General features: G+C 51.1%; 21 protein-coding genes. 18 read left to right on the top strand and 3 right to left on the bottom strand.

The genetic code is table 11. From position 1 onward, the window contains the following. The first annotated feature begins 165 nt into the window (after positions 1 to 165). The 7 genes from ABD852_RS06010 (at position 166) to ABD852_RS05980 (ending at position 6,853) form a co-directional block, all read left to right on the top strand. Positions 166 to 3,174: a TonB-dependent receptor gene (locus ABD852_RS06010; RefSeq protein WP_345027156.1), complete on the top strand. Its 3,009-nt coding sequence runs from the start codon at positions 166 to 168 to the stop codon at positions 3,172 to 3,174. Positions 3,175 to 3,302: 128 nt separating this feature from the next. Beyond that, a complete protein-coding gene (locus ABD852_RS06005; RefSeq protein WP_345027155.1) occupies positions 3,303 to 3,428 on the top strand; it encodes a hypothetical protein in 126 nt (41 codons plus the stop codon). Between the two features lie 218 nt (positions 3,429 to 3,646). Continuing rightward, positions 3,647 to 3,793, top strand: a complete 147-nt coding sequence (locus ABD852_RS06000) for a hypothetical protein (protein WP_345027151.1) — start codon at positions 3,647 to 3,649, stop codon at positions 3,791 to 3,793. Continuing rightward, positions 3,787 to 3,981: a hypothetical protein gene (locus ABD852_RS05995; protein ID WP_345027148.1), complete on the top strand. Its 195-nt coding sequence runs from the start codon at positions 3,787 to 3,789 to the stop codon at positions 3,979 to 3,981. Before ABD852_RS06000 ends, ABD852_RS05995 begins: the two co-directional genes overlap by 7 nt. A gap of 153 nt (positions 3,982 to 4,134) precedes the next feature. Continuing rightward, the gene (locus ABD852_RS05990) at positions 4,135 to 5,844 is read left to right on the top strand and encodes a hypothetical protein (protein WP_345027144.1); all 1,710 of its coding nucleotides are present in this window, start codon (positions 4,135 to 4,137) and stop codon (positions 5,842 to 5,844) included. A 2-nt stretch (positions 5,845 to 5,846) separates the two neighbouring features. Next, entirely contained in the window at positions 5,847 to 6,425 is a 579-nt protein-coding gene (lpcA, locus tag ABD852_RS05985; protein ID WP_425568772.1) for a D-sedoheptulose 7-phosphate isomerase, read from the top strand. Then, positions 6,422 to 6,853, top strand: coding sequence for an NUDIX domain-containing protein (locus ABD852_RS05980; protein WP_345027142.1), 432 nt, complete (start codon positions 6,422 to 6,424; stop codon positions 6,851 to 6,853). Before lpcA ends, ABD852_RS05980 begins: the two co-directional genes overlap by 4 nt. Here ABD852_RS05980 and ABD852_RS05975 read toward each other — a convergent pair. Further along, positions 6,850 to 8,154, bottom strand: coding sequence for a purple acid phosphatase family protein (locus ABD852_RS05975; RefSeq protein ID WP_345027140.1), 1,305 nt, complete (start codon positions 8,152 to 8,154; stop codon positions 6,850 to 6,852). The genes ABD852_RS05980 and ABD852_RS05975 overlap by 4 nt on opposite strands. A gap of 92 nt (positions 8,155 to 8,246) precedes the next feature. Continuing rightward, on the bottom strand, positions 8,247 to 9,059 hold the full coding sequence (locus ABD852_RS05970) for an endonuclease/exonuclease/phosphatase family protein (protein WP_345027138.1): 813 nt from the start codon (positions 9,057 to 9,059) through the stop codon (positions 8,247 to 8,249). A 258-nt stretch (positions 9,060 to 9,317) separates the two neighbouring features. On the opposite strand from ABD852_RS05970, the gene ABD852_RS05965 reads away from it, so the two are divergent. From ABD852_RS05965 to nhaA, 11 genes are all read left to right on the top strand, one after another. Continuing rightward, positions 9,318 to 9,827 carry an RNA polymerase sigma-70 factor gene (locus ABD852_RS05965; RefSeq protein WP_345027135.1) on the top strand — a complete coding sequence of 170 codons (510 nt, stop codon included), beginning with the start codon at positions 9,318 to 9,320 and terminating at the stop codon, positions 9,825 to 9,827. A 111-nt stretch (positions 9,828 to 9,938) separates the two neighbouring features. Next, entirely contained in the window at positions 9,939 to 10,988 is a 1,050-nt protein-coding gene (locus ABD852_RS05960; protein ID WP_345027133.1) for a FecR family protein, read from the top strand. A gap of 198 nt (positions 10,989 to 11,186) precedes the next feature. Then, positions 11,187 to 14,600 carry a TonB-dependent receptor gene (locus tag ABD852_RS05955; RefSeq protein WP_345027130.1) on the top strand — a complete coding sequence of 1,138 codons (3,414 nt, stop codon included), beginning with the start codon at positions 11,187 to 11,189 and terminating at the stop codon, positions 14,598 to 14,600. 14 nt (positions 14,601 to 14,614) lie between these two features. Next, the gene (locus tag ABD852_RS05950; protein WP_345027128.1) at positions 14,615 to 16,165 is read left to right on the top strand and encodes a RagB/SusD family nutrient uptake outer membrane protein; all 1,551 of its coding nucleotides are present in this window, start codon (positions 14,615 to 14,617) and stop codon (positions 16,163 to 16,165) included. Positions 16,166 to 16,202: 37 nt separating this feature from the next. After that, complete coding sequence (locus tag ABD852_RS05945; protein WP_345027125.1) at positions 16,203 to 17,726, top strand: arylsulfatase; 1,524 nt, start codon at positions 16,203 to 16,205, stop codon at positions 17,724 to 17,726. An 89-nt stretch (positions 17,727 to 17,815) separates the two neighbouring features. Further along, positions 17,816 to 18,709: a DUF6528 family protein gene (locus tag ABD852_RS05940; protein ID WP_345027122.1), complete on the top strand. Its 894-nt coding sequence runs from the start codon at positions 17,816 to 17,818 to the stop codon at positions 18,707 to 18,709. A 161-nt stretch (positions 18,710 to 18,870) separates the two neighbouring features. Continuing rightward, positions 18,871 to 20,073: a purple acid phosphatase family protein gene (locus ABD852_RS05935; RefSeq protein ID WP_345027121.1), complete on the top strand. Its 1,203-nt coding sequence runs from the start codon at positions 18,871 to 18,873 to the stop codon at positions 20,071 to 20,073. Between the two features lie 161 nt (positions 20,074 to 20,234). After that, positions 20,235 to 21,176: a metallophosphoesterase family protein gene (locus tag ABD852_RS05930; RefSeq protein WP_345027120.1), complete on the top strand. Its 942-nt coding sequence runs from the start codon at positions 20,235 to 20,237 to the stop codon at positions 21,174 to 21,176. 146 nt (positions 21,177 to 21,322) lie between these two features. Next, on the top strand, positions 21,323 to 22,336 hold the full coding sequence (locus ABD852_RS05925; protein ID WP_345027119.1) for an NAD(P)/FAD-dependent oxidoreductase: 1,014 nt from the start codon (positions 21,323 to 21,325) through the stop codon (positions 22,334 to 22,336). Further along, entirely contained in the window at positions 22,317 to 22,661 is a 345-nt protein-coding gene (locus ABD852_RS05920) for a 2Fe-2S iron-sulfur cluster-binding protein (RefSeq protein ID WP_345027118.1), read from the top strand. The genes ABD852_RS05925 and ABD852_RS05920 overlap by 20 nt, the downstream gene beginning before the upstream one ends. Positions 22,662 to 22,721: 60 nt before the next feature. Next, entirely contained in the window at positions 22,722 to 23,900 is a 1,179-nt protein-coding gene (gene nhaA, locus ABD852_RS05915; protein ID WP_345027117.1) for a Na+/H+ antiporter NhaA, read from the top strand. A gap of 46 nt (positions 23,901 to 23,946) precedes the next feature. On the opposite strand, the gene ABD852_RS05910 is transcribed toward nhaA, so the two are convergent. Next, positions 23,947 to 24,744: a phytanoyl-CoA dioxygenase family protein gene (locus tag ABD852_RS05910; RefSeq protein WP_345027116.1), complete on the bottom strand. Its 798-nt coding sequence runs from the start codon at positions 24,742 to 24,744 to the stop codon at positions 23,947 to 23,949. Positions 24,745 to 24,774 lie beyond the last annotated feature (30 nt).

The raw sequence follows: 24,774 nt of genomic DNA, 5'->3' as shown, positions 1-24,774 counted from the left end.
CTGCTTTACCAAATCAAAACCGGCCCTGTTTTTATTAAGATATTGATAGAGAGCTGATTATGGTCTGTTTATAACAGAACCAATTGTTTTTATGGCACAACTCAGAAAAAATAGTAGAAAAATAATAAATTTGTTATGTTTGCATAACAATTAATCAGGACTCATATGAAGCTTTTAACGTACTTCTGTTCACTTGCAGTACTTCTGATAATCGTTGGAGGTACCGCTGCTTTCGCTCAGGTTACGCTTACCGGTAAGGTTACAGAGTCGGGTTCGGGCACTCCCCTGGTGGGAGTGAGTGTGAGGGTTAAAGGAAAAGTAGCCGGGACCATTACGGACACCAGAGGCGATTTTTCCCTGACTGTGTCTGCCCCGCCGCCTTTTACGCTCGTATTTTCTTCTGTGGGTTTTCAGCCGCAGGAAATAGACGTAACCGGTGGGCGGTCCGATATTTCGGTCGCACTGGAGGAGGAAATAATTATGGGACGGGAAGTGATTGTTTCTGCCTCGCGCGTGGAAGAGAGTGTGCTCCAATCGCCGGTATCGATCGAACGACTCGACATCCGGTCGATCCGGGAAAGTCCGGCCCCGTCTTTTTTTGATGCAATCCGAAACCTGAAGGGGGTAGACATGAGTACCCAGTCACTCACTTTCAGTAATCCCAATACCCGTGGTTTTTCCGGTAACGGGAACCTCCGGATGGTTCAGCTCGTGGACGGAATGGACAACCAGGCCCCAGGCCTTAATTTCTCCGTAGCCAATATAGCGGGCTTGTCGGAGCTTGATGTGGAGAGCGTCGAGCTGTTGCCGGGCGCGGCTTCGGCCCTCTATGGCGCAAATGCCGTCAACGGGATTCTGCTCATGAACAGTAAGAGCCCGTTCCTGTACCAGGGGCTCAGCGCTTATGCCAAAACCGGCATCATGCATGCGGATAATCGTGTGAAGCGGTATTCGCACGAACCGGAGGCCACTACCCCTTTCTACGACGTGGGGATTCGCTACGCCAAGGCATTCAATAACAAGCTCGCCTTCAAGGTGAACTTTACCTACCTGAAAGCCAAAGACTGGCAGGCAACCGATTACCGCGATCAAAGTCTTTCCAACGGCTATGGATTCAACGGGACCGAAGCCTGGAATCCGGGATATGACGGTGTCAATGTGTATGGTGATCCGTCAGTAGGAATCGCCTCTTTCCTGGGGAGCAACCTGGCTGCGATGGCAGCCGCCATCGACGCGCTGAAGCCGCTGCAAGCGGGTTTAACCACCCTCGGCGGTCTTCTTGCGCAGGCAGGGATATTCGAAGGTGTGAATACGCCGGCCCTGGGTTACCAGAAAGTACTGAATGACCTCTACGGAGACCGTACCTTCGCAAGAAGAGGCTATACGGAACGCGATCTGGTCGATTACAACGCCTACAGCATCAAAACCAATGCCTCACTCCATTACCGGATCAACGACAATGTAGAGGCGATCCTGCAGGGCAACTGGGGGCTTGGTACCACGGTTTATACCGGCGCCGACCGGTATTTTATCAAGAATTTCACGATCGGCCAGTACAAAGCCGAGGTAAAAGGCGCTAACTTTTTTGTCCGCGCCTATACCACCCAGGAAAACTCCGGCGATACGTATGCCGTAGGCCTGGCAGGACTCGGTGTCAACAGGATGTGGACGATGCAAAACGGGCAGGTGGTCACCGACCCGACTTATTTTGCTCGTTATGGGGCTACTTATGCCGGCGCAACGCTGGGGCCGCTGCTCGATAATACTTTCAAGGCTTACCAGGCCTCCGGACCCGAAGCCGCCCTGATGACTTACCTGAACCAGATTTCCTATTTCAGCACACGGCAAAATGACATTGCGGCGCAGATAAGGCAGATGCCGGGAGTTGGCGACGGGCGCAGCGAAACGCCGGGCTCAGCGGCATTCACTGATCGCCTCAATGCAGTAACCAGGATTCCCATCCCGGGAGATGCAGGCAACGTAGGCGCCAAGTTCCTGGAAAGGACTGCCCTCTACCATTTGGAAGGTATGTACAATTTCAACAAGGTGCTTGATCCGAAAATAGTGGAGATTATAGCGGGAGCCAGCTACCGCCTGTTTGACCTGAATTCGAAAGGCACGCTCTTTTACCAGGACGAAAATGGAAAGGAACCCAATATTACCGAAATCGGCGGGTATGTTCAGGCGCAGAAAACCATTGCGGATATTTTTAAGTTGACGGGATCGGTCCGCTATGACAAGAACAACAATTTCAAAGGGCAGTTTTCACCGCGTGTTTCCGGGGTGCTTACCCTGGCCAAGAATCACAATGTGAGGGCGTCTTTCCAGACTGCTTTCCGGATTCCCGATACGCAGGCGCAGTTCATAGACCTGATTACACCACAGGCGCGGCTTATCGGCGGGTTACCGGAACTGCGGGAGAAGTATTTTACCGGGGCCCAGGTGATCAACCTCAAGACAAGGCAGCCGTTTGTATTTACCGAATTTAAGCCGGAGCGCGTGATTTCAACGGAAGTCGGCTACAAAGGCCTGATCGGGGAATCGCTTTTTGCGGATGTCTATTACTACAACAGTACCTACAAAGACTTTATTGTCGGCAATAACCTGATGGTAACGTCGGGCCCCAACAGCGGTCAGATTTTCGGAATGCAGGGAAACTATGAAAAAGATATTAAAACACACGGATTCGGCCTGGGGCTTGACTATATTTTGCCGTATCACTTCAATTTGGGTGGAAATATCTCCAACAATACGCTTAGAGCCGGTGGTGTTAAAATGTTCAGCTCCGAAATGAACAAAGCGGTGCTGGATGATGGTTCCGACATCGGGTTCAATACCCCAAAATTCCGTTACAGCCTGACGCTGGGCAACCGGAATATCGCGCGTACAGGCTGGGCGTTCAACGTGGTCTGGCGTCGGCAGGATGCTTTCATCTGGAATTCTTCTTTCGTGCCGAACGGGTTGAAATTTGCAACGGACCGCTCGAGACAGTCCATAATACCCGCTATTTCCACGGTAGATGCTCAAATCAGCAAAAAGATTTCGGCTATAAAATCGGTTCTGAAGGTGGGTGGTACCAACATTTTCAACCAGCAGTATATTACGGGTTGGGGCAACCCGACGGTAGGTTCCATGTATTACCTGTCGCTCACATTTGATCAGTTGCTGAACTGACGGCGGTCGGGATGACCGTCCCGCCGGAGGGTCATCCTGTGAAAGAAGTTTTTTGCGAAAACACCTTGTAGCGGAGGTGACAAATAGATGTTGTCAATGGAAGCGCATCTGCCGGATGGTCATCCTGAATGGAACGCAGTGGAACTGAAGGATCTCCTGTTGCAAGAAAAAAGTTCTCTGAAAGGGATTGGGTACTGGGAGCGGGAGATCCCTCCACTGCGGTCGGGATGACCCTCCGGTTGGAGCGGCGCTAAACCTGTTGTTGTCAATGGTAGCGCATCTGCCGGATGGTCATCCTGAGCGGAGCGCAGCGGAGTCGAAGGATCTCCTGTTGCTATAAAAAAGCCCTCTGAAAGGGATTGGGTACAGGGACAGGGAGATCCCTCCACTGCGGTCGGGATGACCCTCCGGTTGGAGCGGCGCTAAACCTGTTGTTGTCAATGGTAGCGCATCTGCCGGACGGTCATCCTGAATGGAACGCAGTGGAACTGAAGGATCTCCTGTTGCTAAAAAAAAGTCCTCTGAAAGGGATTGGGTGCAGGGACCGGGAGATCCCTCCGCTGCGGTCGGGATGACCGTCCGGTTGGAGCGGCGGCATACCTCTTGTTGTCAATGGTAGCGCATCTGTCGGATGGTCATCCTGAAGCGGAGCGCAGCGGAGTCGAAGGATCTCCTGTTGCTAAAAAAAAGTCCTCTAAAAGGGATTGGGTACTGGGACCGGGAGATCCCTCCATTCCGCTGCGCTCCAGTCGGGATGACCCTCCGGTTGGAGCGGCGGCATACCTCTTGTTGTCAATAGGAGTGTAGCCATGCCGGGACCGGGAACGCGTGCATTTGACAGCTATGCCGCGCTCGTGAAGTCCAACAAGCTGATGATCTGGACTAAAATTTTTGTTAGACTGTTAAAATGGATACTTTTGCGCCATCATCTATATCAAATTGCCCAGTTTCCCAACAAACATGCGCATACACAGCCAGGTCCTTCTTTTGTTCTCGGTCTTTGTTTCATTTGCCCATGTTTCTGTTTGCCAGAGTACGTTTGCTCCTTTGAACGACGACTATTACCACCTGATTGAACGTTACGAACTGAGGCACCAAAAGCTGTCTTCAAAGTTTCATTCCGGCATCAAACCATTTGAAAGGAAAGCTGTCGTTGAGTTTTTGGAGGAAATTGAAGCCGAACCACGGTTGGAATTCAACGAAAGGGATGATGCCAATTTCCGGTTCCTGAAATGGGATAGCTGGGAGTGGACGCGGGACACCGCGAATTTGGTAAAGGGCACTTTCAGGCGGATTTCTGAAAAAACAGGCCGGCAGCGCAGGTTATGGGCACACCCGGCAGACTTGTACAGTCACCGGTCAAAAGACTTCGATATCCATGTCAATTTTGTGACCAACAATTTTATCGGGAAGGATGGCAACCTGGGCAAGGCCGTCATGTTCTCAGGGCGTGGTATGGAACTGAGGGGCATGATCAACGAAAAGCTGGGGTTCTATACCTATGTCTCCGATAACCAGGGGTTCTTCCCCCGATACGTACAGGATTATACCGACCACCTGAACTTCCCCGGCGAGGGGCTCACCAAAATCGGCGCCCGGAAAAAAAATGCAGATTTCTTTTCGGCCCGGGGCTATATCACCTTCCATCCGCTGAAAAGTATTAATCTCCAGTTCGGGCACGATAAAAATTTCTTTGGCAACGGGTACAGGTCGCTTTTCCTTTCGGACAACAGCGCTCCCTACCTTTTTCTCAAGCTGAACACCAGGATTGGGCGGTTCAATTATACCAATTTGTGGACCTCAATGATCAACAACCAGGATGCTCCCTATCCGAACCTTCTCCGGAAAAAGAAGTATACGGCCATGCATCATCTGAGCGTGAACATAACGGACCGCCTGAATATCGGTTTTTTTGAAGCGGAGGTGTTTGCCCGGGATAGTACCGGCGGAGGTTTTGACGCCAACTACCTGAACCCGATCATCTTTTATCGTTTTGTTGAGTCGTACCTGGGGAGTTCTGACAATGCATTGCTCGGGTTGGATTTCAAATGGCTGGCCTTGAAAAATACTTCATTGTATGGCCAGGCCATGATCGATGAATTCCTCAGCAGGGACCTCTTCAACGGCAGGAAATCCTGGACAAGGAAGTACGCTTTTCAGTTGGGCGCCAAGCGCGTGGATGCCTTTAATATTCCTAACTTTGATCTCCAGACCGAATACAACGTGGTGTATCCTTACACTTACAGCCACCGCGACGGGGACAGGAATTATATGCATTATAAGCAGCCTCTTGCGCATCCGCTGGAGGCTAACTTCCGGGAGTTTCTTGGAATCGCCCGGTGGCAGATGAATGAAAGGCTGACACTATACGGGACGATGATGCTGGCGAAAAAAGGAATGGATACGGCGGGCTTGAATTACGGCGGGGATCTTACCCTGGATTACGATACCCGGGTTTATGATTCGGGCGTTCACGTTGCACAGGGGATGGTCAGGAGAACCCGCCTGTTTGATCTCCGGTTTTCTTACCTGCTCAAACAAAATCTCTTCCTGGATTACCGGATGATGAAGCGGAAGGTTGCAGGGTTTAAAACCGGTGCGGTCCCGAATACAGATTTATTTTCGGTCGGTATAAGGTACAATATGCCATACAGACAACAGACTTTTTAATTATGGAAATCAGCCACATTATCAGGGAGGAACTGCTGGAAGCGCAAAATGTGTTGGACAGCTTTATCCGGAATCCCGACAATATTGAAAGGATCGCTGCGGCTGCAGCCCTGATTTCGGAGGCAATCCTGGCCGATGGCAAGGTGCTTTCCTGCGGTAATGGAGGTTCACATTGTGACGCCATGCATTTTGCGGAAGAGTTGACCGGCAGGTTCCGGGATGACAGAAGGGCATTGCCCGCGATTGCTATTTCCGATGTCAGCCACTTGTCCTGTGTGTCCAATGACTATGGGTTTGACGCCGTTTTTTCCCGTTTTATCGAAGGCGTGGGCCGGAAAGGCGATGTACTGCTCGGCATCAGCACCAGCGGAAATTCAGCCAACGTGATAAAAGCCGTTGACGCAGCGCGCGGGAAGGGGATGAAAGTTATTCTGCTAACCGGTAAAGACGGCGGCAAGCTTGCCGGTAAAGCCGATGTTGAAATCAGGGTACCTCACTTCAGGTATTCCGATCGCATCCAGGAAATTCATATCAAAGTCATTCACATCCTGATTCTCCTGATAGAAAAGGCGGTATTATGAAAGTAAGACCTGCGGCCTGGATCGTTCAAGACGGTTTGGTACTCACCATGCGCTACCAATACGGGACAGAAATCGTGCATGTCTTACCGGGCGGCAACCCCGATCCCGGCGAGGCCCTTCCCGAAACCCTGGCGCGGGAGCTGGAGGAAGAACTCGGCATTACCGCCCGGATAGGGAGGATGATCCTGGCATGTGAAGTGCTGAATTTCAATCAGAAGGAAGACACGCTTCATTGCGTTTTCGAGGCGGAGATTGCGTCCGGCGAGCCGCACCTCGACCACGGGCACACATCTGCCCAGGCAATTGCCTGGATCTCTCCTGATGAGCTTGCGCAATTGACTTTGTATCCGAATGTATCTGAATTCCTGGGGGAAACCACCGGGAGTTTCCGGTATGCGGGACCTGTGGTTCAACCTTACAAAAGCTAACGCTCCGCTACATTTGCAGGCGTTTTGTCGATGAGCAGGTTGGTTTTCCCCTTTTGTTTTTTCAGGTCAAACTCGTCGTACAAATCACCGACCGCCGTATAGGTTTTAAAATTCAGCCTGTCGTTCTCCACTTCGATAACGTGGAACAGTTGGGTGTAGATCGCTTTTCTATCCATCCAGCCTGCTTTGTCGACATGTGAATCCGTCATTTTCGGGCCGCTGACGGATACCACGTACATAGTACCCGATCTGGCCTTATCTTTCATAGGTATTTTTGCCATTCCGCGGGCGTAAGTATGATCGTGCCCCTGTAACACCAGGTCAACCCTGTATTTGTCAAAAAGCGGCTTAAAGGTTTCACGCATGCGTTTGTTATCCCGGGTTTGCTTGGGCGAAAAGATAGGGTGATGGAAGGTAATGACCGTCCAGCGCTGCGGGTTGTTGGCAAGCAACGGTTCCAGCCACCTGGCCTGGGCTTCCAGGTGCCGGTCGCTTTCCTCTACCATGTCGGAGTTGAGGGAAATAAATCTTACTCCCTGGATATCCGCATAGTAGACCGTTTCTTCGAGCCCCTCCGGGCCGTTCAGCGGAAGATTGAATTGCGCGCGCCAGAATTTGGAGATGGTGTTCTCCTTTTGATCATTGTCGAAATGGTCATGGTTCCCCGGCGTCGGAAAATTAGGGATCATGGCATGAATGAAGCCGCCGGCATCAAAGAACTCACCCCATTCCACGTCTCTGTTGGCCCTGTTGATCAGATCGCCGGCATAAATGGCAAGCCTGGCATCAGGCGCTTTCTTAAATGCTTCGCGTGCTACCCGTGACCACAGTGAGCGCATATTGACCTGCACATCGCCATAGTAGAGAAACTGTAATTTCGAGTTGTCCTTCTGCGCAGTGTTGAAGTGTATCCACTCGCTCCAGTAGTGGCCTGACCCTACGCGATAGGCGTATTTGGTATTGGGAGTCAATTTTTCGACCAGGATCGAATGATATACCGCCGACGGGGTGCCTTCGACCTCCAGCCGGGCCGACGTGGCCTGGTAGCGGGTTGCATTTTTTACGAACCTTGGGTCGGCTTCCGCCGGGGCAATTTCCAGGTAGCTGACCTGGGTGGTATCGGTGGTTCTCCAGTTGAAGGCGGCTGAGGTAGCCGGCTCTGTGGTCGCATTCAGAATGATCCGGTCAGGAAAAGCTCCCGGAACATAGAGAGATTCCAGCGATTGGGCGGAAAGGCCCGTAGCAAGCTGACAGCAGAGCGAAAGACAGAGGTACTTGATAACCGACGCAGACTTTTTCATTTCAATTATTGGGTGACCGAAACACAGCGTGAATCCCCATATTGCAGGACACGCTCCTGTTTAATACGCCGATTTTGAGGAATTCGGCTACTCTAGTCAAAGGATAACTCGGCTACCACCGGCAGGTGGTCCGATGCGTAAGTCTCGGAAATGACCTGGTGCTTCAGCGTTTTGATCCGTTTTTCTTGCGTGTACAGAATAAAGTCGATGGTTTTTCGGGGCCTGATTACCGGGATGGTAGGTGGACAATCTTCATTGCATGTGCGGGTAAAGGCGCTGCTCAGCCGGCTCAGTTCTCTGCTTTCGGGAACTGCATTAAAATCACCGGCCAGGATCACCGGGTCGGTTTTGGTCGCCAGGTTTTTGAGAATGAGCTCACATTGAAACAGGCGGGTGGCTTCGGTAAGATCCAGGTGAGTGGATCCGAACCAGATCCGGTCGCCTTTGCGGGGTTCTATCGCAACGGCAGCCAGCGTTCTGGGTTCTCCTTTTACATTTTCGGGGAGGGGCAGCGGAAGCCGGAGCGAGTCCACCGGCGGGAATTTCGACAAAACTGCAACACCGTAATCACCGCCTTCATGGTCGATCGCTTTGGCGAAAAAAAAGTGCATGCCTGTAAGCGCTGCCAGTTCGCGTGCCTGGTGAACTCCTTTCCCCGAGCGGATCGTGTTCACGTCAACCTCCTGGAGGGCGACCAGGTCCGGGTCGGAGGAACGGATTACACGCGCAATTGCCGGGAGATCTATAAACCCGTCGGTTCGTTCGGGTGGATTGGCATGGTGTATGTTGTAGCTCATTACCTTTAGCCGTACCGGCCGGTTTGCTTGTGATTGGGCAGTGGAAGTGCCCCCGGACAGTACCGTCAGCGACAGGATGAGGATTTGCAGCGTTCGTTCGAAATTCATAGCAACATGGTAAATGAGTGGTACAAACCTATTTATTTTTCAATTTTATTGGGTTAAGAAGGCGCACATTTTAACTTTATGACGGTAAAGTTGCAGCAAGCCGGGATGTGTACGGCGCTCCGGGCCGGGAGGCCATTATTAAATTGTTAAGGAAAGGGACTGATCGCTATAGCTTGTCAAAAATAGCGAATTTTGTGTAACGACTTTTTTACACCATTATAGAACTGACAGTTTAACGTGTAAAGCAAGAAATCGGATATGGATGAAGAGATGTTTGAGATCTTGTATCACCGGTATTTCGGAAAGGTGTACCGTTTCGCCATGCGGCATGCCCGGGAGGCACAGGAGGCCGAGGACCTGGTGCATGACGTTTTTCTGAAATTCTGGAAAAACCGGCACAGTTTCGTGGCTGCCATTCCTCCGGACGCGCAACTGCTTGTGATTGCCAAACACGCCGTAATCAACCGGTATCGGCGGGAACTGCTGCGCAAGGACGCCGCCGTGTTCCTCGTCGCGCAAGGCCAGCAGGATTTGAACACTGCCGATTTCCTTCTCCGTGAAAACGAAATGTCGGAAGAGCTGCAAAAGGCGCTTGCCGGGCTCCCCCCAAAGCGACGGGAGATATTTGAAAAGAGCCGCTTTGAAGTCATGACCTACGAGGAAATCGCCTCGGATATGGGAATCTCGAAAAATACGGTCGAAAGCCAGATGGTAAAAGCGCTCAAGTTTTTACGCGAACGATTGGCACATGTTGATCTTCATCTGTAAACCTGTGGCCTGTCTCAGGCTTCACCAATAAAATTTTTTAAAAAAACAGCATCCCGGATAAAGGTCGGTCGCAGGATATTTGTATTAGCTCTGTAAATAGTCTTTGCGACAATGGTAACCAGAGCGCTTCTTCAAAAATACCGGGAAGGTAAATGTTCTCCCCAGGAGCTGGAAATACTGAGTCAGTATTTTGCAGGGTCGAATAACCGGGAACTGGACAAAATTCTGGACGAAGACTGGGAGAGCTCCTCCGAAAGCCGGCCGGAACCCGACTGGCAGGAACCCGGTAAACGTATATTGGCGTCGTTAAAAAATGAGCTGCGCGGGGAGCGAACTTCTTTTGATGACGGAACACCCCGGAATTCCCTCCGAACGGGCTTTATCAGGCGGTGGGCGGCTGTTGCGGCAGCGATTTTGCTGATCACCGGTGGCGGCTTCCTGTTCTGGCAGCAGCAGGCGTCGTTCAGGGCGGTGACTTTGCCGGAAAACGACCTTGTGGTAAAACGAAATGACAGCGAAACCCCCCTTCCGTTTTTGCTGCCCGACGGTTCCGGAGTTACACTTCAACCGGGCAGTACGCTTACATATCCAAGGGAATTTGAAACGGGCCGGCGCCTGGTCAAACTTGACGGAAACGCTTTTTTTGAAGTCGTCAGGGACAGTCTTCAACCTTTTTTTGTAACCACGCGTGCACTGAACGTACGCGTGCTCGGGACCAGCTTCAATGTTTTTTCACAGGATGACAAGCCTGCTGAAGTGTCGGTTGTAACCGGGAAAGTAGCCGTTTTCCTGGAAGAACCCAAGGAAAGTATTGTTCTGAAACCGAATGAAAGAGCGGTGCGGCTGAATACGAAAGCAGAGCTGACCAAAGTGCTGGCGACGGAACCGGTACCGGTCAGGCGGGAAGCAATGGATGAAATATTTGACTTCCAGGAAACTCCGGCGGCAAGGGTATTCGAGGCGATCGCGAAGGCGTATGAAATACGGATACGGTATGACGCCGAAGTGATCAGAAACTGTACGCTGCGTGCCCGGCTGGGCGATCAGCCGCTGTTTGTTAAGCTCGACATGATTTGCAGCCCGCTCGGTTTGACGTATGAAATAGAAGGGACGGAAATTGTAATCAAGGGCGAAGGATGCCACGACGATATCAACCAATAAACAAGCCATTTAACTACTTGCCTATGCAGTAACGACTATCCGGATAAAAAAATGAGAAAAGGCCGCAGATGCCGGAAACATCTGCGACCATAACAGGGGAGCTCCCGGAAAGAGCCGCCTGCAGCAGGTACGCAAAAAGCGCACCCGGCTATTGTAATGCCCAATTTTTCAGGAAAATGAACAAAACGAATTGAATTTATGCATTTTAAACAAGGTTGGCAACATCTTGCATGGAAGGCCATGAGGATTTCACTACTACAACTGGTACTAATCGCGGTTTGCTGCGGTATGGGTTGGGCCAATCCCGGTACCGCCCAGGACCTTCTGAACCGAACGGTCACACTTCAGGTGAAAGAGCAGAAGCTCGGTTATGTCTTATCCGCAATTGAGCGCCAGGCAAATGTAAGGTTTGTGTACAGTCCGCAGACCATACGCGCTGGGAACAAGGTTTCGATGGCAGCAGACCGGCAGAAGCTTTCTGAAGTGCTGAGCCGGTTGTTTGAGAAAACAGCGATTCAATGGGAAATTGTCGGCGGCCAGATCGTCCTCAAAAAGGTAGCAGCGAAGCCAGAGCAGAGTCTGCTGGACGAACCGTTGCAGCTTGCCGTTGAGGGCGGCCCGGAAACTATTGCGGATCGCAGCGTAAAAGGCCGCGTTGTGGACGGCACTACAAAGGAACCGCTGCCCGGCGTGAATATCCTGGTAAAAGGAACGCAGCAGGGAACGGTTTCGGACCTGGACGGCAACTTTCAGCTCGAATTGAAAGACGAAAACAATGCCGTGCTTGTTTTTTCTTTCGTCGGGTATATTACACAGGAGGTTGTACCGGGCGGCCGTACCGATTTGTCGGTTTCCCTGGTGGCAGATGAAAAAGCGCTGGAAGAAGTGGTGGTAGTCGGATACGGTACCCAGAAAAAGGTAAACCTGACGGGCGCCATTACGGTGGCTGACCCAAAAAAGATAGCCAACAGGCCTATCACGACCTCGTCCCAGGCATTGCAGGGGCTTAACGGGCTTTACGTGAACCAGAACTCCGGCCAGCCGGGCAACGACCAGGCGACCATCCGGATTCGCGGCGTCGGTACACTGAATGACAACAACCCGCTGGTGCTGATAGACGGGGTATCTTACCCGTTGCTGGACATTAACCCGAATGAAATTGAAAGTATTTCAGTCCTCAAAGATGCTGCCTCTACGGCAGTTTACGGTTCCAGGGCGGCCAACGGGGTTATCCTGATCAAAACCAAAGCAGGTAACCGGGGTGAAGGCTACAAGGTGAGCTACAACAATTATTTCGGTACCGAAAAAGCCATCAAGCTGCCGGATGTGGAGTGGGACCCGATCAATTTTATGAAATACAAAAACATCGCGCTGACCAACGAGGGCAAATCGAAAGAATACACCGATGCCGAGATTGAGGAGTACACCAAAGGTATGGCGAATGACCCCAACGGTTATATGTATCCGCGGACGAATCCCTATGAAATCGCACTTCGGAGAGGTTTTATCCACGAGCATAACGTTACGGTTTCCGGTGGCGGCGACAAGCATAACCTGGCCCTGACCTTCGGCGCGATGAACCAGACCGGTATTCTGAAATACGACAAGTCCAAGGCAAGCCGCTATTCGATCGGCCTGAACGGAAAAGTCGATATCAATAAGTTCCTTTCCATAGGCGGGAAAATTTCAGGTGTTTTCAGGAAGTACGACGAGCCGCAGGTTACTACCAACAGCTACTGGCAAAATGCGATTTTCAGGACCGTACCGATTTTTCCCGTCCAGATCGCAGACGGCAGGTACGGCAATACCTGGCTGCGGTCCACCGGGTTAAACGTCTGGTCAAACACGCTGGCCAACCTCAAAGAAGGAAGCCGTGACTATGTCAGGACGCGACTGCTGGCCAACGTTTTTGCTGATGTGAAGCTCCCGCTGAATATTAATTACCGGGTTAACCTGGCAGCCAATAATTATGATTATGTGCAGCATGTATTCCGGCCCTACCTGGAAAACGTTAATCCCAAAACGCTCAACCCGGTTATTGTGAATGCGACGGCGATGGGTTTCCGCCGGTATGAAAAGGAAATCAACCTGACCGGCTTCCACACGCTGGACTGGAACAAGCAAATCGGGGAAAACCACAACTTATCAGCGCTTTTGGGGAGCAGCGTGGAAACGTTCTCATGGGAGTTTTTTACTTCTCAGAAAGAAGGGGCTCTCGACAACGAGCTGACGGACATGGATGTGTTCCTCATCAATCCGCAGGTTACCGGGTACTCCAACAAATCGGCGATCCTGTCTTATTTCGGCCGGCTCAACTATAATTTCGCCGATAAGTACCTGGTAGAAGCCAACTTCCGCTACGACGGTTCCTCGCGGTTCGCAAAAGGGCAGCGCTGGGGGCTGTTCCCCTCTTTTTCATTGGGGTGGAGAATGGACCAGGAAAACTTCCTGCGTGATGTGAGCTGGATCACCAACCTGAAGCCCCGGTTCTCATGGGGGAAAATCGGGAACCAGCAAATTGACCTGTGGCGGTATATGAAATCGGTGACTCTCGGGCAAAATTACGCTTTCGGCCAGACGGAAGCCCTGGGCGCCGCGGCCACCGAAGGGGCCGACCCTTTACTGAGCTGGGAGACCACTACGATGTCCAACCTCGGTCTCGACATTACCCTGTTTAACGGGAAATTGAACACGACCGTGGAATTGTACAACAAAGCGACCGACGGTATTTTGCGCGCGATCAATTATGCGTCGCAGGTGGGTGACCTGACCGGCCCGACTACCAATATCGGTTCTATGAGCAACAAGGGAATTGAAGTATTGGTGGGCTACCGCGACCGGAAAGGCGGGGTAACCTATGAAATCGACGGGAGCCTGGCGTTCAACAAGAACCGGGTTACCAACCTGAATGGCCAGGAGATTGTGAGCGGGCGCTACATTACGAGAGAAGGCAGCCCCGTACAGTCCTATTACATTTATGAGGCCGAAGGGATTTTTCAGTCGGAAGCAGAAATAGCCGACCATGCTTTCCAGAATGCTGCTACCAAGGTGGGTTTCCTGAAGTACAAGGACCAGAACGGCGACAACAAAATTGATGCCAAAGACCGCAAGGTGTTTCACGGGGTAGTGCCCGAGCTGACTTATTCGCTTAACCTTGGGGCAGGCTACAAAGGCTTCCAGTTAAATGCGTTTTTCCAGGCAGTCGGCAATGTTTATACCTACCCGCAGGCGAACATCAGCTATCCGTACTACAACGGCGCTGGTGTTACCAAAGAATGGCTGACAGATGCCTGGACACCAGAAAATACCGGGGCGCGGCTGCCGATTCTGACCACCAGCACCGGCAATACTCTGAACTTTGAAAACTCTACTTTCTGGCTGCAAAACGCCTCTTATTTCCGGTTGAAGAACGTACAGCTAAGCTATGACCTTCCGGCTGCGGTAGTCAAAAAGCTTGCCATGAAAAACCTGAAGTTGTTTGTCAACGGGCAGAACCTGTTTACCATTACCAAAATGAAAAACTGGGATCCTGAAAAGAACCTCGAGGCAGACAATATTTTTTCTTATCCGCAGGTGAAAACATTCACCGCAGGTCTGAACGTGATCTTCTAAAAGCTTAATAGAAAATGAAAAAATATATCATTGCCGCTCTCTCTGCATTCGTACTGTCCGGGTGCAGCAGTATACTGGAAACCGAACCGGAATACAAATATTCAGAGGATACCTTCTGGAAAACCGAGACACAGGCCAACGCCGGCCTTACGGCGGCTTATGCTACCTTGAAAAAGCCCGGGATTTATGGCGGTGGAAGCTGGGCCACCCCGCTCTGGGAAGAAACTGCTACCCCTAATGCCACCGACTATAACAGCGCTTCCGGGTTTTTCAGGATTGCTGAAGGGATACACGACGGGTCAAACAGTGGCATCATCAACAACCGGTGGGCTCATGCCTATGAAGGGATTGGCCGGTGCAATACCTACCTGGCAAAAGTGCAGGCCATACCGATGGATGCTGCTAAAAAGAATCTTGGAATTGCCGAAGCAAAATTCCTGCGGGCACTTTATTACAGCCTGCTGATCAATTACTACGGTGATGCCCCCCTGATCCTGGACCCGCCGGTAAAGGAACATAATTCACTCCCGAGAGACCCGAAGGCAAAGATCTTTGACCAGATTATCAAAGATCTTGATGAGGCTGCAGCTGTCCTGGGGGAGACCCCTACGCAGGTCGGACGTGCCACCAAGGGAGCCTGTATTGCGTTGAAAGCGAGGCAATATCTCTATCACGGCAAGTTCCAGGAGGCGGCCGATGCGGCGAAACAGGTGATCGATATGAAGCGTTACAAGCTTTTCCCGAATTACCGAGGCCTTTTTATGCCGGAAAATGAGAACAACAGCGAAGTGATTTTCGATGTCCAGTATCTTTTTCCCAACCACTGCCATTCTTTCGATTTGATTCGCCGACAGTTCGATACCAGCGCACCTTTGCGTGACCTGGTCGACGCCTATCAAATGAATGACGGCCAGACTATTCAGGCATCTGCGCGCTATGATGCAAAAAAGTATTGGGAAAACAGGGACCCGCGATTCGGTATGACCCTGGTCTGGCCGGGTTCGAAATTCCGGGGAACCACCGTCACCGAGCGGACATTTGCCCAGACAGGCTTTACTTTCAAAAAGTACAGCATTTATGATGAGGACAATATCTACAATAACCTTATCAAAAACGATAGCCAGTCCGATATCAACTATATTGTGCTTCGGTATGCCGATGTACTGTTGATGTATGCGGAGGCGAAAACCGAGCTGAACCAGGTAGACGAGAGCGTATACGAGGCGCTTAATGCGGTCAGGACAAGGCCGACCGTCGCCATGCCGCCCATCCAGCACAGCGATGCCAAAGATGCCGCCAATTTCGTGGCCATGAGTGACCAGGCCGGGATGCGGGCCGCGATCCGCCAGGAAAGGAGGATCGAGTTTGCGGGAGAAGGATACTATTACATGGATATTCTGCGCTGGAAAACGGCGGAGATTGTCCTGAACGGCCCGATTTTTAAACATGATTACACCCAGAAGCTGATCCGGAAGTTCAACAAAGACCGTGATTATCTCTGGCCGGTGCCGGTTTATGAAATCCAGGAAAACCCTGCGCTTGAACCTAATAACCCGAATTGGTAACGAATATTTCTATTGGTAGCAAACCCAGGAATGGCGTATGAAAAAGAAAAATTTCAGCAAAGTTTTTTCGCGATTGGTCTTTAAAGCTTTTTATCTCCCCGTTTTCTTCGCGGTTGCGCTGGCTATGTCCTTCCAGTCCCATGCCCAGAAGAAAGCGGCCCGCAAGCCCAATATCATTTATATCTATGCCGATGATTTAGGCTATGGTGAAGTGGGGCCATATGGGCAGAAGAAGATAAAAACACCGTTCCTGGATCAGATTGCTGCTACCGGGATGAAGTTTAACAAGCATTATACGAGCACGCCGGTCTGTGCACCGGCGCGCTGTATGCTGTTGACGGGCCGCCATGGCGGGCATTCTTTCATCAGGGGGAATTACGAGCTCGGCCGGTTTGAGGATGACAAAGAAGGCGGCCAGATGCCATTGCCCGAAGGAACGGTTACCATTGCAAAGGTATTGCAGCAGGCGGGGTATAAGACCGGCGCCGTTGGAAAATGGGGGCTGGGCATGGCAGGCTCTTCCGGGCATCCCAACCGCCAGGGGTTTGACTATTTCTACGGCTACCTGGACCAGAAGCAGGCACATAACTATTTTCCCACACATTTGTGGGAAAATGAAAAATGGGATACACTCAACAATTCCTTTATAGAAGTTCACAGGAAATTCCCGGCAGATCCCACCGACAAGGATTTTGACTATTACACGGGAAAGGACTATGCGATCGATAAAATGGGGGAGAAGGCCAAGCAATTTATCAACGCGCACCGGGATGAGCCTTTTTTCCTTTACCTGCCTTTTACCATCCCGCATGTTTCGTTGCAGATCCACCAGGCTGAAATTCAGCAGTATGCCGGCCAGTTCGACGAAAAACCTTATCTGGCAGACAAAGGATATGTTGCCACAAAATACCCCTTATCGACTTACGCTGCCATGATTACTTATCTCGATAAGCAGGTAGGGGCAGTCATGGCGCAGCTCAGGGAGCTGGGGCTTGATGAAAATACCATTGTTCTTTTTTCGAGCGATAACGGCCCTACCTTCAATGGGGGCGTTGACCGCGACTTCTTCAATAGCAGCGGCGGATTGCGCGGGGGCAAAATGGAAGTATATGAAGGCGGGATCAGGGTGCCTTTCCTGGTGCGTTGGCCCGGTAAAATAAAGCCGGGAAGTGTTTCTGAAAGGCCGTCGGCTCAATTTGATATGTTTGCAACCCTGTGCGACCTGGCAGGAGTAAAAGCGCCCGTCAATGACGGAATTTCGCTTCTGCCCGAAATGACCGGCAAAGGCGTACCCGCATCAAGGGATTACCTGTATTTCGAGTTCCCCGAAAAAGGCGGACAACTGGCGATTCGCTTTGAGCGGTACAAGGCCGTCAAGACGGATGTTAAAGCCAACCGGAACGGCGCCTGGGAGTTGTACGACCTGGAAAGCGATCCGAAAGAAACCCGGAATATCGCAGCACAGCACCCTTCAATCATTGAGAGGCTGGATGGTATTGTCAGGAAGGAGCACCGGCCGGCAACCATCCGGGAATGGGAAATTGTTGATCCTAAATTTTAAAAATAGCGGTGAGCTGTGAGGGGTTGGGCTTTGGCGGTGCGCAAGCGAGCCGCCCGGCTAACACCTCACAGCTCAAATCTTTCACCCATATGAAATTTTTACAAGGAGTTTTAGGGGCGGTTGCCCTCGTCCTGGCCGGGGATTTGGCGGTACAGGCGCAAAAAGATTTCCTGGTTTGCGGTGACAGCAAACTGTTGGTCGTCGATTATCTGAGTTCAAAAGATTCTATCCCGGCGATCAGGCGCGAATGGGACGCTTCCAGGGACGCTGACCTTCCGGAGATATTCCGCACGCGAAAGTTCAGATCGATGGACGATTGCAAAGTTTCTCCCGACGGCAAACAACTGCTCGTGTCTTCTTCTTCAGGCGGGGTGGCGTTGCTGCATTATCCGGAGATGAAGGTGGTATTTTTTACCGAAGTAGGAAATGCACATTCCATCGAGTTTTTACCCGGAGGATTGATCGCTGTAGCAGGTTCCACACATCCCCAGGGAAATAAAGTCGCTATTTTCAACCCGGCTGTCTCGGATCAGCCCCTTGCGCAGGATTCGCTGTACTCCGGCCATGGTGTGGTGTGGCATGCGAAGAAGAAGCTTCTTTACGCGCTGGGATTGGATGTTTTGCGTGCTTATACCGTAGAATCGGATGCTAGAGGAATTGTCAGGCTTACCAAAACAAAGGAATGGAAGATCGAAGGTCAAAGCGGGCACGACCTCTTTCTGACTGCCGACGGCAAACAGCTCTACATCACCGAACATACCGGTGTATGGACCTTTGACCTGAAAAAGGAGAAGTTCGGGAAAATGCCGGATTTCCCTGATAAACCAGACATCAAAAGCATAGGCCGGAACCGGGAAGGGCAGATTCTCTACACGCAGCCCGAAGAGTCATGGTGGACTTTTTCCGTTAAAACGCTTCATCCCGAGCGGAAATTCGTCATTCCAGGCCTGAAAATTTACAAAGCCCGTTGGGTGAAATTGTAGTAGTTCCATACTGACCGGTATAAGGCGGGCAAAAACGGCTTTTTGATTCAAATCCCGGGTATTGGTATAAATTTGAGTATTGGTCCCCGGCTACCGGTTAACGGTGGGTCGGGGACCAGTTCCATACGGATGACAGCGTACAAGGTTTAAAATGACAAAACATGAATAAATCCAGCTTTCGTAAAAAGGGGAACCGTTTCAGGTATGGGTTGGCCCTGGCACTGGCGCTGCTGACAGCGGGCGCAGGTTATGCACAGGGGAATTTTAAGATTACCCATGGACCTTACCTGCAGGCATTGCACGATACCGGCGTGACAATTGTCTGGACTACCGATTCGCTGGCTACGGGCTGGGTTGAATTGGCGCCTGACGACAGTACGCATTTCTATCAGTCCGAGCGCCCTAAATTCTTTGCAAGTGACAACGGCTTCAAAAATATTTCAAAAATACATAAAGTGACCTTGCGTGGTTTGAGGCCGGGAACTGCCTATCGCTACCGGGTCTTTTCGCAGGAAGTAACGAGCCACGTAGGGGCCAGTGTACGGTATGGCCGGGTTGCTGCTACGCAGGTTTATCAGCGAAAACCGCTTCGGTTTGTCACAAGCGACCCTGCACAGAAAGAGGTTACCTTCGGGGTGATCAACGATATTCACGGTCGGAATGAAGTGATGGAAAAATTACTGGGGAACCTGGACTTCAAAAAGACCGATCTTGTCTTTTTCAATGGCGACATGGCGAATGACCTGCGTACGGAAGACCAGATGTTTACAGACTTTATGGATACCGGCACAAAAGTGTTCGCCTCTGAAGTTCCGATGTATTATGCCCGCGGGAACCATGAGACCCGGGGGCAGTACGCCAGCCCGTTTCCCCATTATTTTCCCTCGAGTACCGGCAAGCTTTATTACCTGGTACGCCGGGGCCCGATCTGTTTTGTAGTTCTTGACTGCGGAGAAGATAAACCGGATTCGGATATCGAGTATTCGGGTATTGTGAATATGGACTACTACCGTTCCGAGGAAGCGGAGTGGTTGAAAGAAGCCTTACAAAGCCCGGAGTACAAAAGCGCGCCGTACAAAGTGGTGGTTTGCCACATGCCGCCGTTCGGAGGTTGGCATGGCGAGAAAGAAATAGCAGAAAAATTTGTGCCGCTATTGAACCAGGCAGGTGCGCAAGTGATGCTGAGCGGCCACCTGCACCGCCATGTAAAGGCGGCGCCCGCCGGCGGCAGCCGATTCCCGGTGATGGTTAATTCAAATAACAATATGCTGCGGGCAAAAGCCAATGAGCAGCGGCTGTTAATCGAAGTCCTGGACCAGCAGGGAAAAGTTGTCGAGTCACTTGAGTTGAAGCCGCAAAAGTGATTGCGGAGAAAAAATACCCACCTGAACTATCTTCCAAAAATGAAATAGCCATGAGCTTTGAGGTATTAGCTACAAGCGGCACACAAACGGCTGATGAATAAATAGCTCACCCCTCACCGCTCAAAGCGGTCCGCCGCTGCGGCTCAAACCTTTTTATACAGATGAATTTCAACCCGTTTTCCCGGATATTTTTTACAAATGTTGCAGTCGTTTTTTTGATCATTCTGGTTTCAGCGGGCGGGGTCCGGGCACAATCAGACAGCTTGTCTTTCCTGCATGTTACCGATACGCATTTGATTTTTGACCTCGAGGATTACCACCCGGGCGTGATATCAAAGCGTAAGCACTACGGAAACGGCATTGTACCGTTAAAAAATCTCCTGGATTCAATTGTTTTTACAAGGGATATCCGGTTTGTGTCGATTACCGGTGACCTGGTCGACTTTTGTGAAGCTTCAACTGAAAACAGCGGAATGCGCTCTTTTCAGTTGGAGAGGTTCTGCCGCCTGATCGACCAGTACCCACTGCCGGTTTTTCTGAATATGGGTAATCATGACATTGCGGCGTATGGCTGGAAAAATGACCAGATGACGTCGTCTCAAAAGAACGCCGGGATGACGCGTGCTGCCTGGATCAGGTCTGCACATTCTTTTCGCAATGGTACTTACTATAGTCAGGCTTTGACAGTTGGCGGAACGGATTATCGCCTTATTTTTCTTGATAACGGCCATAATTCGGATGCATCGGCGAGAGCTCCCTACCTTGACCGGATCCAGCTGGACTGGCTGAGAGAACAATTGGCGATTTCGGAGAAGGACATAGAAATCGTTTTCATGCACATTCCGGTCGCCGACGATAAATCTCCGTCGGAACTTTTGGAAACCCTGGTTCAAAGCCCGACTGTAAAGCTGGTCCTTTCAGGCCATGAGCACCGTAATCATACCAGCTGGCTGGGGTCCCAAAAAAGACTGTTCCAGGTACAGACGGCAGCCTTTGCGCGAAATCCCAATGAATGGCGGCGGATCACCCTCACGGCGAAATCCGTTGTGATTTCGAAGCCCGGCAGCAGGCTTATCGAGCAGGTCATTCCCCTGGACCGGTAATTTCCGTGACAGGATAACCAGCCCCTTGCCCCACTTATTGTAATCGATTTTGAAGCTTTCCATAACCTGAGGTTATGCGATATAACCTTTTTTCGCTTGTTGCGCACCGTTTTCCCAACGAATTTCGCATCAAAACGAAATAGAAAATGGAAGCTAAAATCACCACTGATATTTGTATCATCGGGGCGGGCCCGGTAGGTTTATTTGCTGTATTTGAAGCCGGGTTGCTTAAAATGCGCTGCCACCTGATTGATGTGCTGCCCCAGGCAGGCGGGCAGTTGTCCGAGATTTACCCGCAAAAGCCTATTTACGATATACCGGGATTTCCGACCATTAACGCGCAGGAGCTGGTAGAAAACCTGAAGGAACAGATTGCGCCTTTTCAACCCACTTTTACACTTGGAGAAAAGGTGGAGGAGGTCATTAAGCTGGAAACGGGAGAGTTTCTGATCAGAACCAACGGTCAATCTGTTGTGGAAGCCAGGGTTATTGTCATTGCCGGTGGGCTCGGCTGCTTTGAGCCGCGAAAGCCCGAACTGAAGAACCTGGAACGGTTCGAGGGGCGCGGTGTTCATTATTTTGTAAAAAATACGGCGGTTTACCGGGACAAGCACGTGGTTATTGCCGGTGGTGGTGATTCTGCGCTCGACTGGACCGTGTTTCTCGCCGACAAGGCGGAAAGGGTAACGCTTGTTCACCGGTCGGAGTCGTTTCGTGGCGCTCCGGATACGGTAGATAAGGTTTTTGCGCTGGCGAATGAGGGAAAAATTGACCTGTTGCTTCAATCCAACGTAACCGGGCTCCTCGGCGAAGACTACCTGGAAGGGGTATTCCTGGAACGCAATGACGGGAGCAAAACGGCTATCAAAGCCGATTATTTTATCCCGCTTTTCGGTCTCACACCGAAACTGGGTCCCATAGCGGACTGGGGGCTTCAACTGCACAATGCCGCCATCGAAGTCAATACTTTTGACTATTCCACCAATGTGCCGGGGATATTCGCCATCGGCGATATCAACTCGTACCCGGGAAAGCTGAAGCTGATTCTTTGCGGGTTTCACGAAGCGGCGTTGATGGCTCAAAGTGCGTTCCACATCGTCTACCCTGACAAAAAGAGAACCTTTAAATATACAACCGTCTATGGCGTCACAGGATTTTGAACCGGTTTTGCTGCGGGTCAGAGATCGCAGCGGAGAAGAGCGTTCCATTGAAATTGAACGGGATGCGGAATACAATCTTATGGAGATCCTGAAATCCCACGATTATAAAATGCGGGCTACCTGCGGTGGAATGGGTTTATGTGCAGATTGTCATTGCCGGGTCATCGAAGGGATCGACAATTTGCCCGAGCCGACCCTCCAGGAGCTGGATACGCTGGACCTTATTTCCGGCGTATCCCCACAAAGCCGCCTCGCTTGCCAGATTATGCCGGGCCGGCATTTGAAAAACGTATACCTGGAATTGTTAGGAAAAGATCACTATTGAAAATCGTTTTTCTCCGGCGGAAACTTTGCAGGCTAACGCGTGTATGGTATTTTTGCCGGCATGGCAAAATGGTTCGCTTCCAACAGATTAAGAGAATTCGTAAATTCCGGGTCAACCAGTGGTATACTTCTGCTGTCTTGTGTAATGTTTTCAATGGCGATTGCCAACTCCCCGATGGGGCCGTCATTTGAATCCCTGCTTGCTTCTGAGCTCGGCCGTGACTTCGGTAGTGTGCATTTGCGGTACTCGCTTCTTTTGTGGGTGAATGACGGGCTGATGGCGGTGTTTTTCCTGTTGGTCGGGCTTGAAATCAAGCGTGAGCTGGTAAGCGGGCAGCTCTCCACTCCCGCAAAGGCAGCATTGCCGATCATCGCTGCGCTGGGCGGCGTGCTGGCACCCGCTTTGATCTATATGGGTTTTAATGCCGGAACACCTACGGCCGGAGGCTGGGGAATTCCCATGGCAACCGACATCGCCTTCGCGCTGGCGGTTATTACCATGCTGGGTAAGCGGGTACCGCCTTCGCTGAAGATTTTCCTGGCGGCGTTGGCCATCGCCGATGACCTGATGGCTATTTTGGTGATCGCCCTGTTTTATTCGTCCGAAATACACGTCGACTACTTGTTGTACGCCGGCGGGGTAATGGGACTGCTTTTGCTGTTTAACCGGCTGCAGATTAGTAATGTAATGGTCTATGTGATCCCGGGTATGCTTATGTGGTATTTTGTACATCACTCCGGTATTCATGCCACTATAGCCGGTGTAATGACCGCGCTTGCTATCCCGGTTAAAGTAAAGAAAGGCGGCTCTCCCCTTGAGAAACTGGAGCATTTGCTGATTAATCCAGTGAACTTTTTGATCATGCCCCTTTTTGCTTTGTGCAACACCAATATCGCCTTTGAGGAGGGAATGGCCGAACAACTTGCAACGCCGCTGGGGATGGGTATCCTGTTTGGGCTGGCCGTCGGTAAGCCGGCGGGCATTACGGCTGCTACCTGGTTCGCGGTGAAGCTGAACGTTTGCAGCCTCCCAGAGAATGGCAGCTGGAAGCAACTTTTTGGGGTAGGTATCCTGGCGGGAATAGGCTTTACAATGTCTATTTTTATCGCTATGCTGTCGTTCAAAGGGGCTCACGACCTGGAGTCAGGCGCCAAATTTTCGGTATTGGTGGCCTCGTTATTGTCCGGCGTAGCGGGCGCTTTGTTTTTAGCCGCCGCAGGTAAAGATCGCCAGGAATAGCGCAAAAACCGGAATCATTTCCGTTCCCGGTCTTTGCAGTTTCTTCCTAGTTGGGTTTTTTGACCAGGAAATCCGCCGTTTCCGATATGGAAAGGACTTCCTCCTTTAAAAGATCGCCTTCAAACGGTTGTATCGGCGTGTAGCTGCTCTCATGAACGTCCTTGTAAGGTTTATTGCTGGCCAGGTTGTACGCGGTAATAATTGACCATCTCGGATGCTCGGAGAGGTTGGCGGCCGAGGCATGCAGCGTATTGCAATGGAAGAATGCAGTGTCCCCTGCTTCCATTTCGACATAGTCCAGCGGCATTATTTTCAGCGCTTCATTCACCTTTTCCATATCTGCGCCTACCTGTTCGCCTGAGAATCCGTGTTCCACACGCCCCATTTTATGCGATCCCCGTATCATCTGGAGGCAGCCGTTCTCTTTGGTTGCCGGTGTGAGGCTGGTAATCACGCTTAGCATATCGGGAAACAGGAAGCCGTTATTTTTGTACCAGTAGCCATAATCCTGGTGCCACTCCCATGCGCCCCCGCTCCTGGGCTCTTTCTGCATCAGTTTGGAGTGGTAGTGCGCAACAGGGCCGCCAAGTATTTGCCGGGTCGCCTGAATAATGCGTGCCGAACGGGCAAATTTACTGTATAGGCTGTCATCAAGTGTATACCAAAGCGCCAACTTGGTCTTGAGCCCCGACGCATCGGTACGGTCGTAGCTTTTCTTCGCTAAAAGATCGTCTTCGACGGCCAGCCGGTACAGAAGATCAACCTCTTCTTTTGAGAAAAACTGACGTACGATCACATACCCGTCGCGGTGGTAGGCTTCCAGGTGTTCCTGCGTGAATAGCATGACTTTTTAGAATAAATTTTATGTGAAATA

The organism is Ravibacter arvi, assembly GCF_039540405.1.
In the GTDB taxonomy this organism is placed as follows: domain Bacteria; phylum Bacteroidota; class Bacteroidia; order Cytophagales; family Spirosomataceae; genus Ravibacter; species Ravibacter arvi.
The sequence above is the reverse complement of the archived record's forward strand: the minus strand, read 5'-3'. Positions and strand labels throughout refer to the sequence as shown.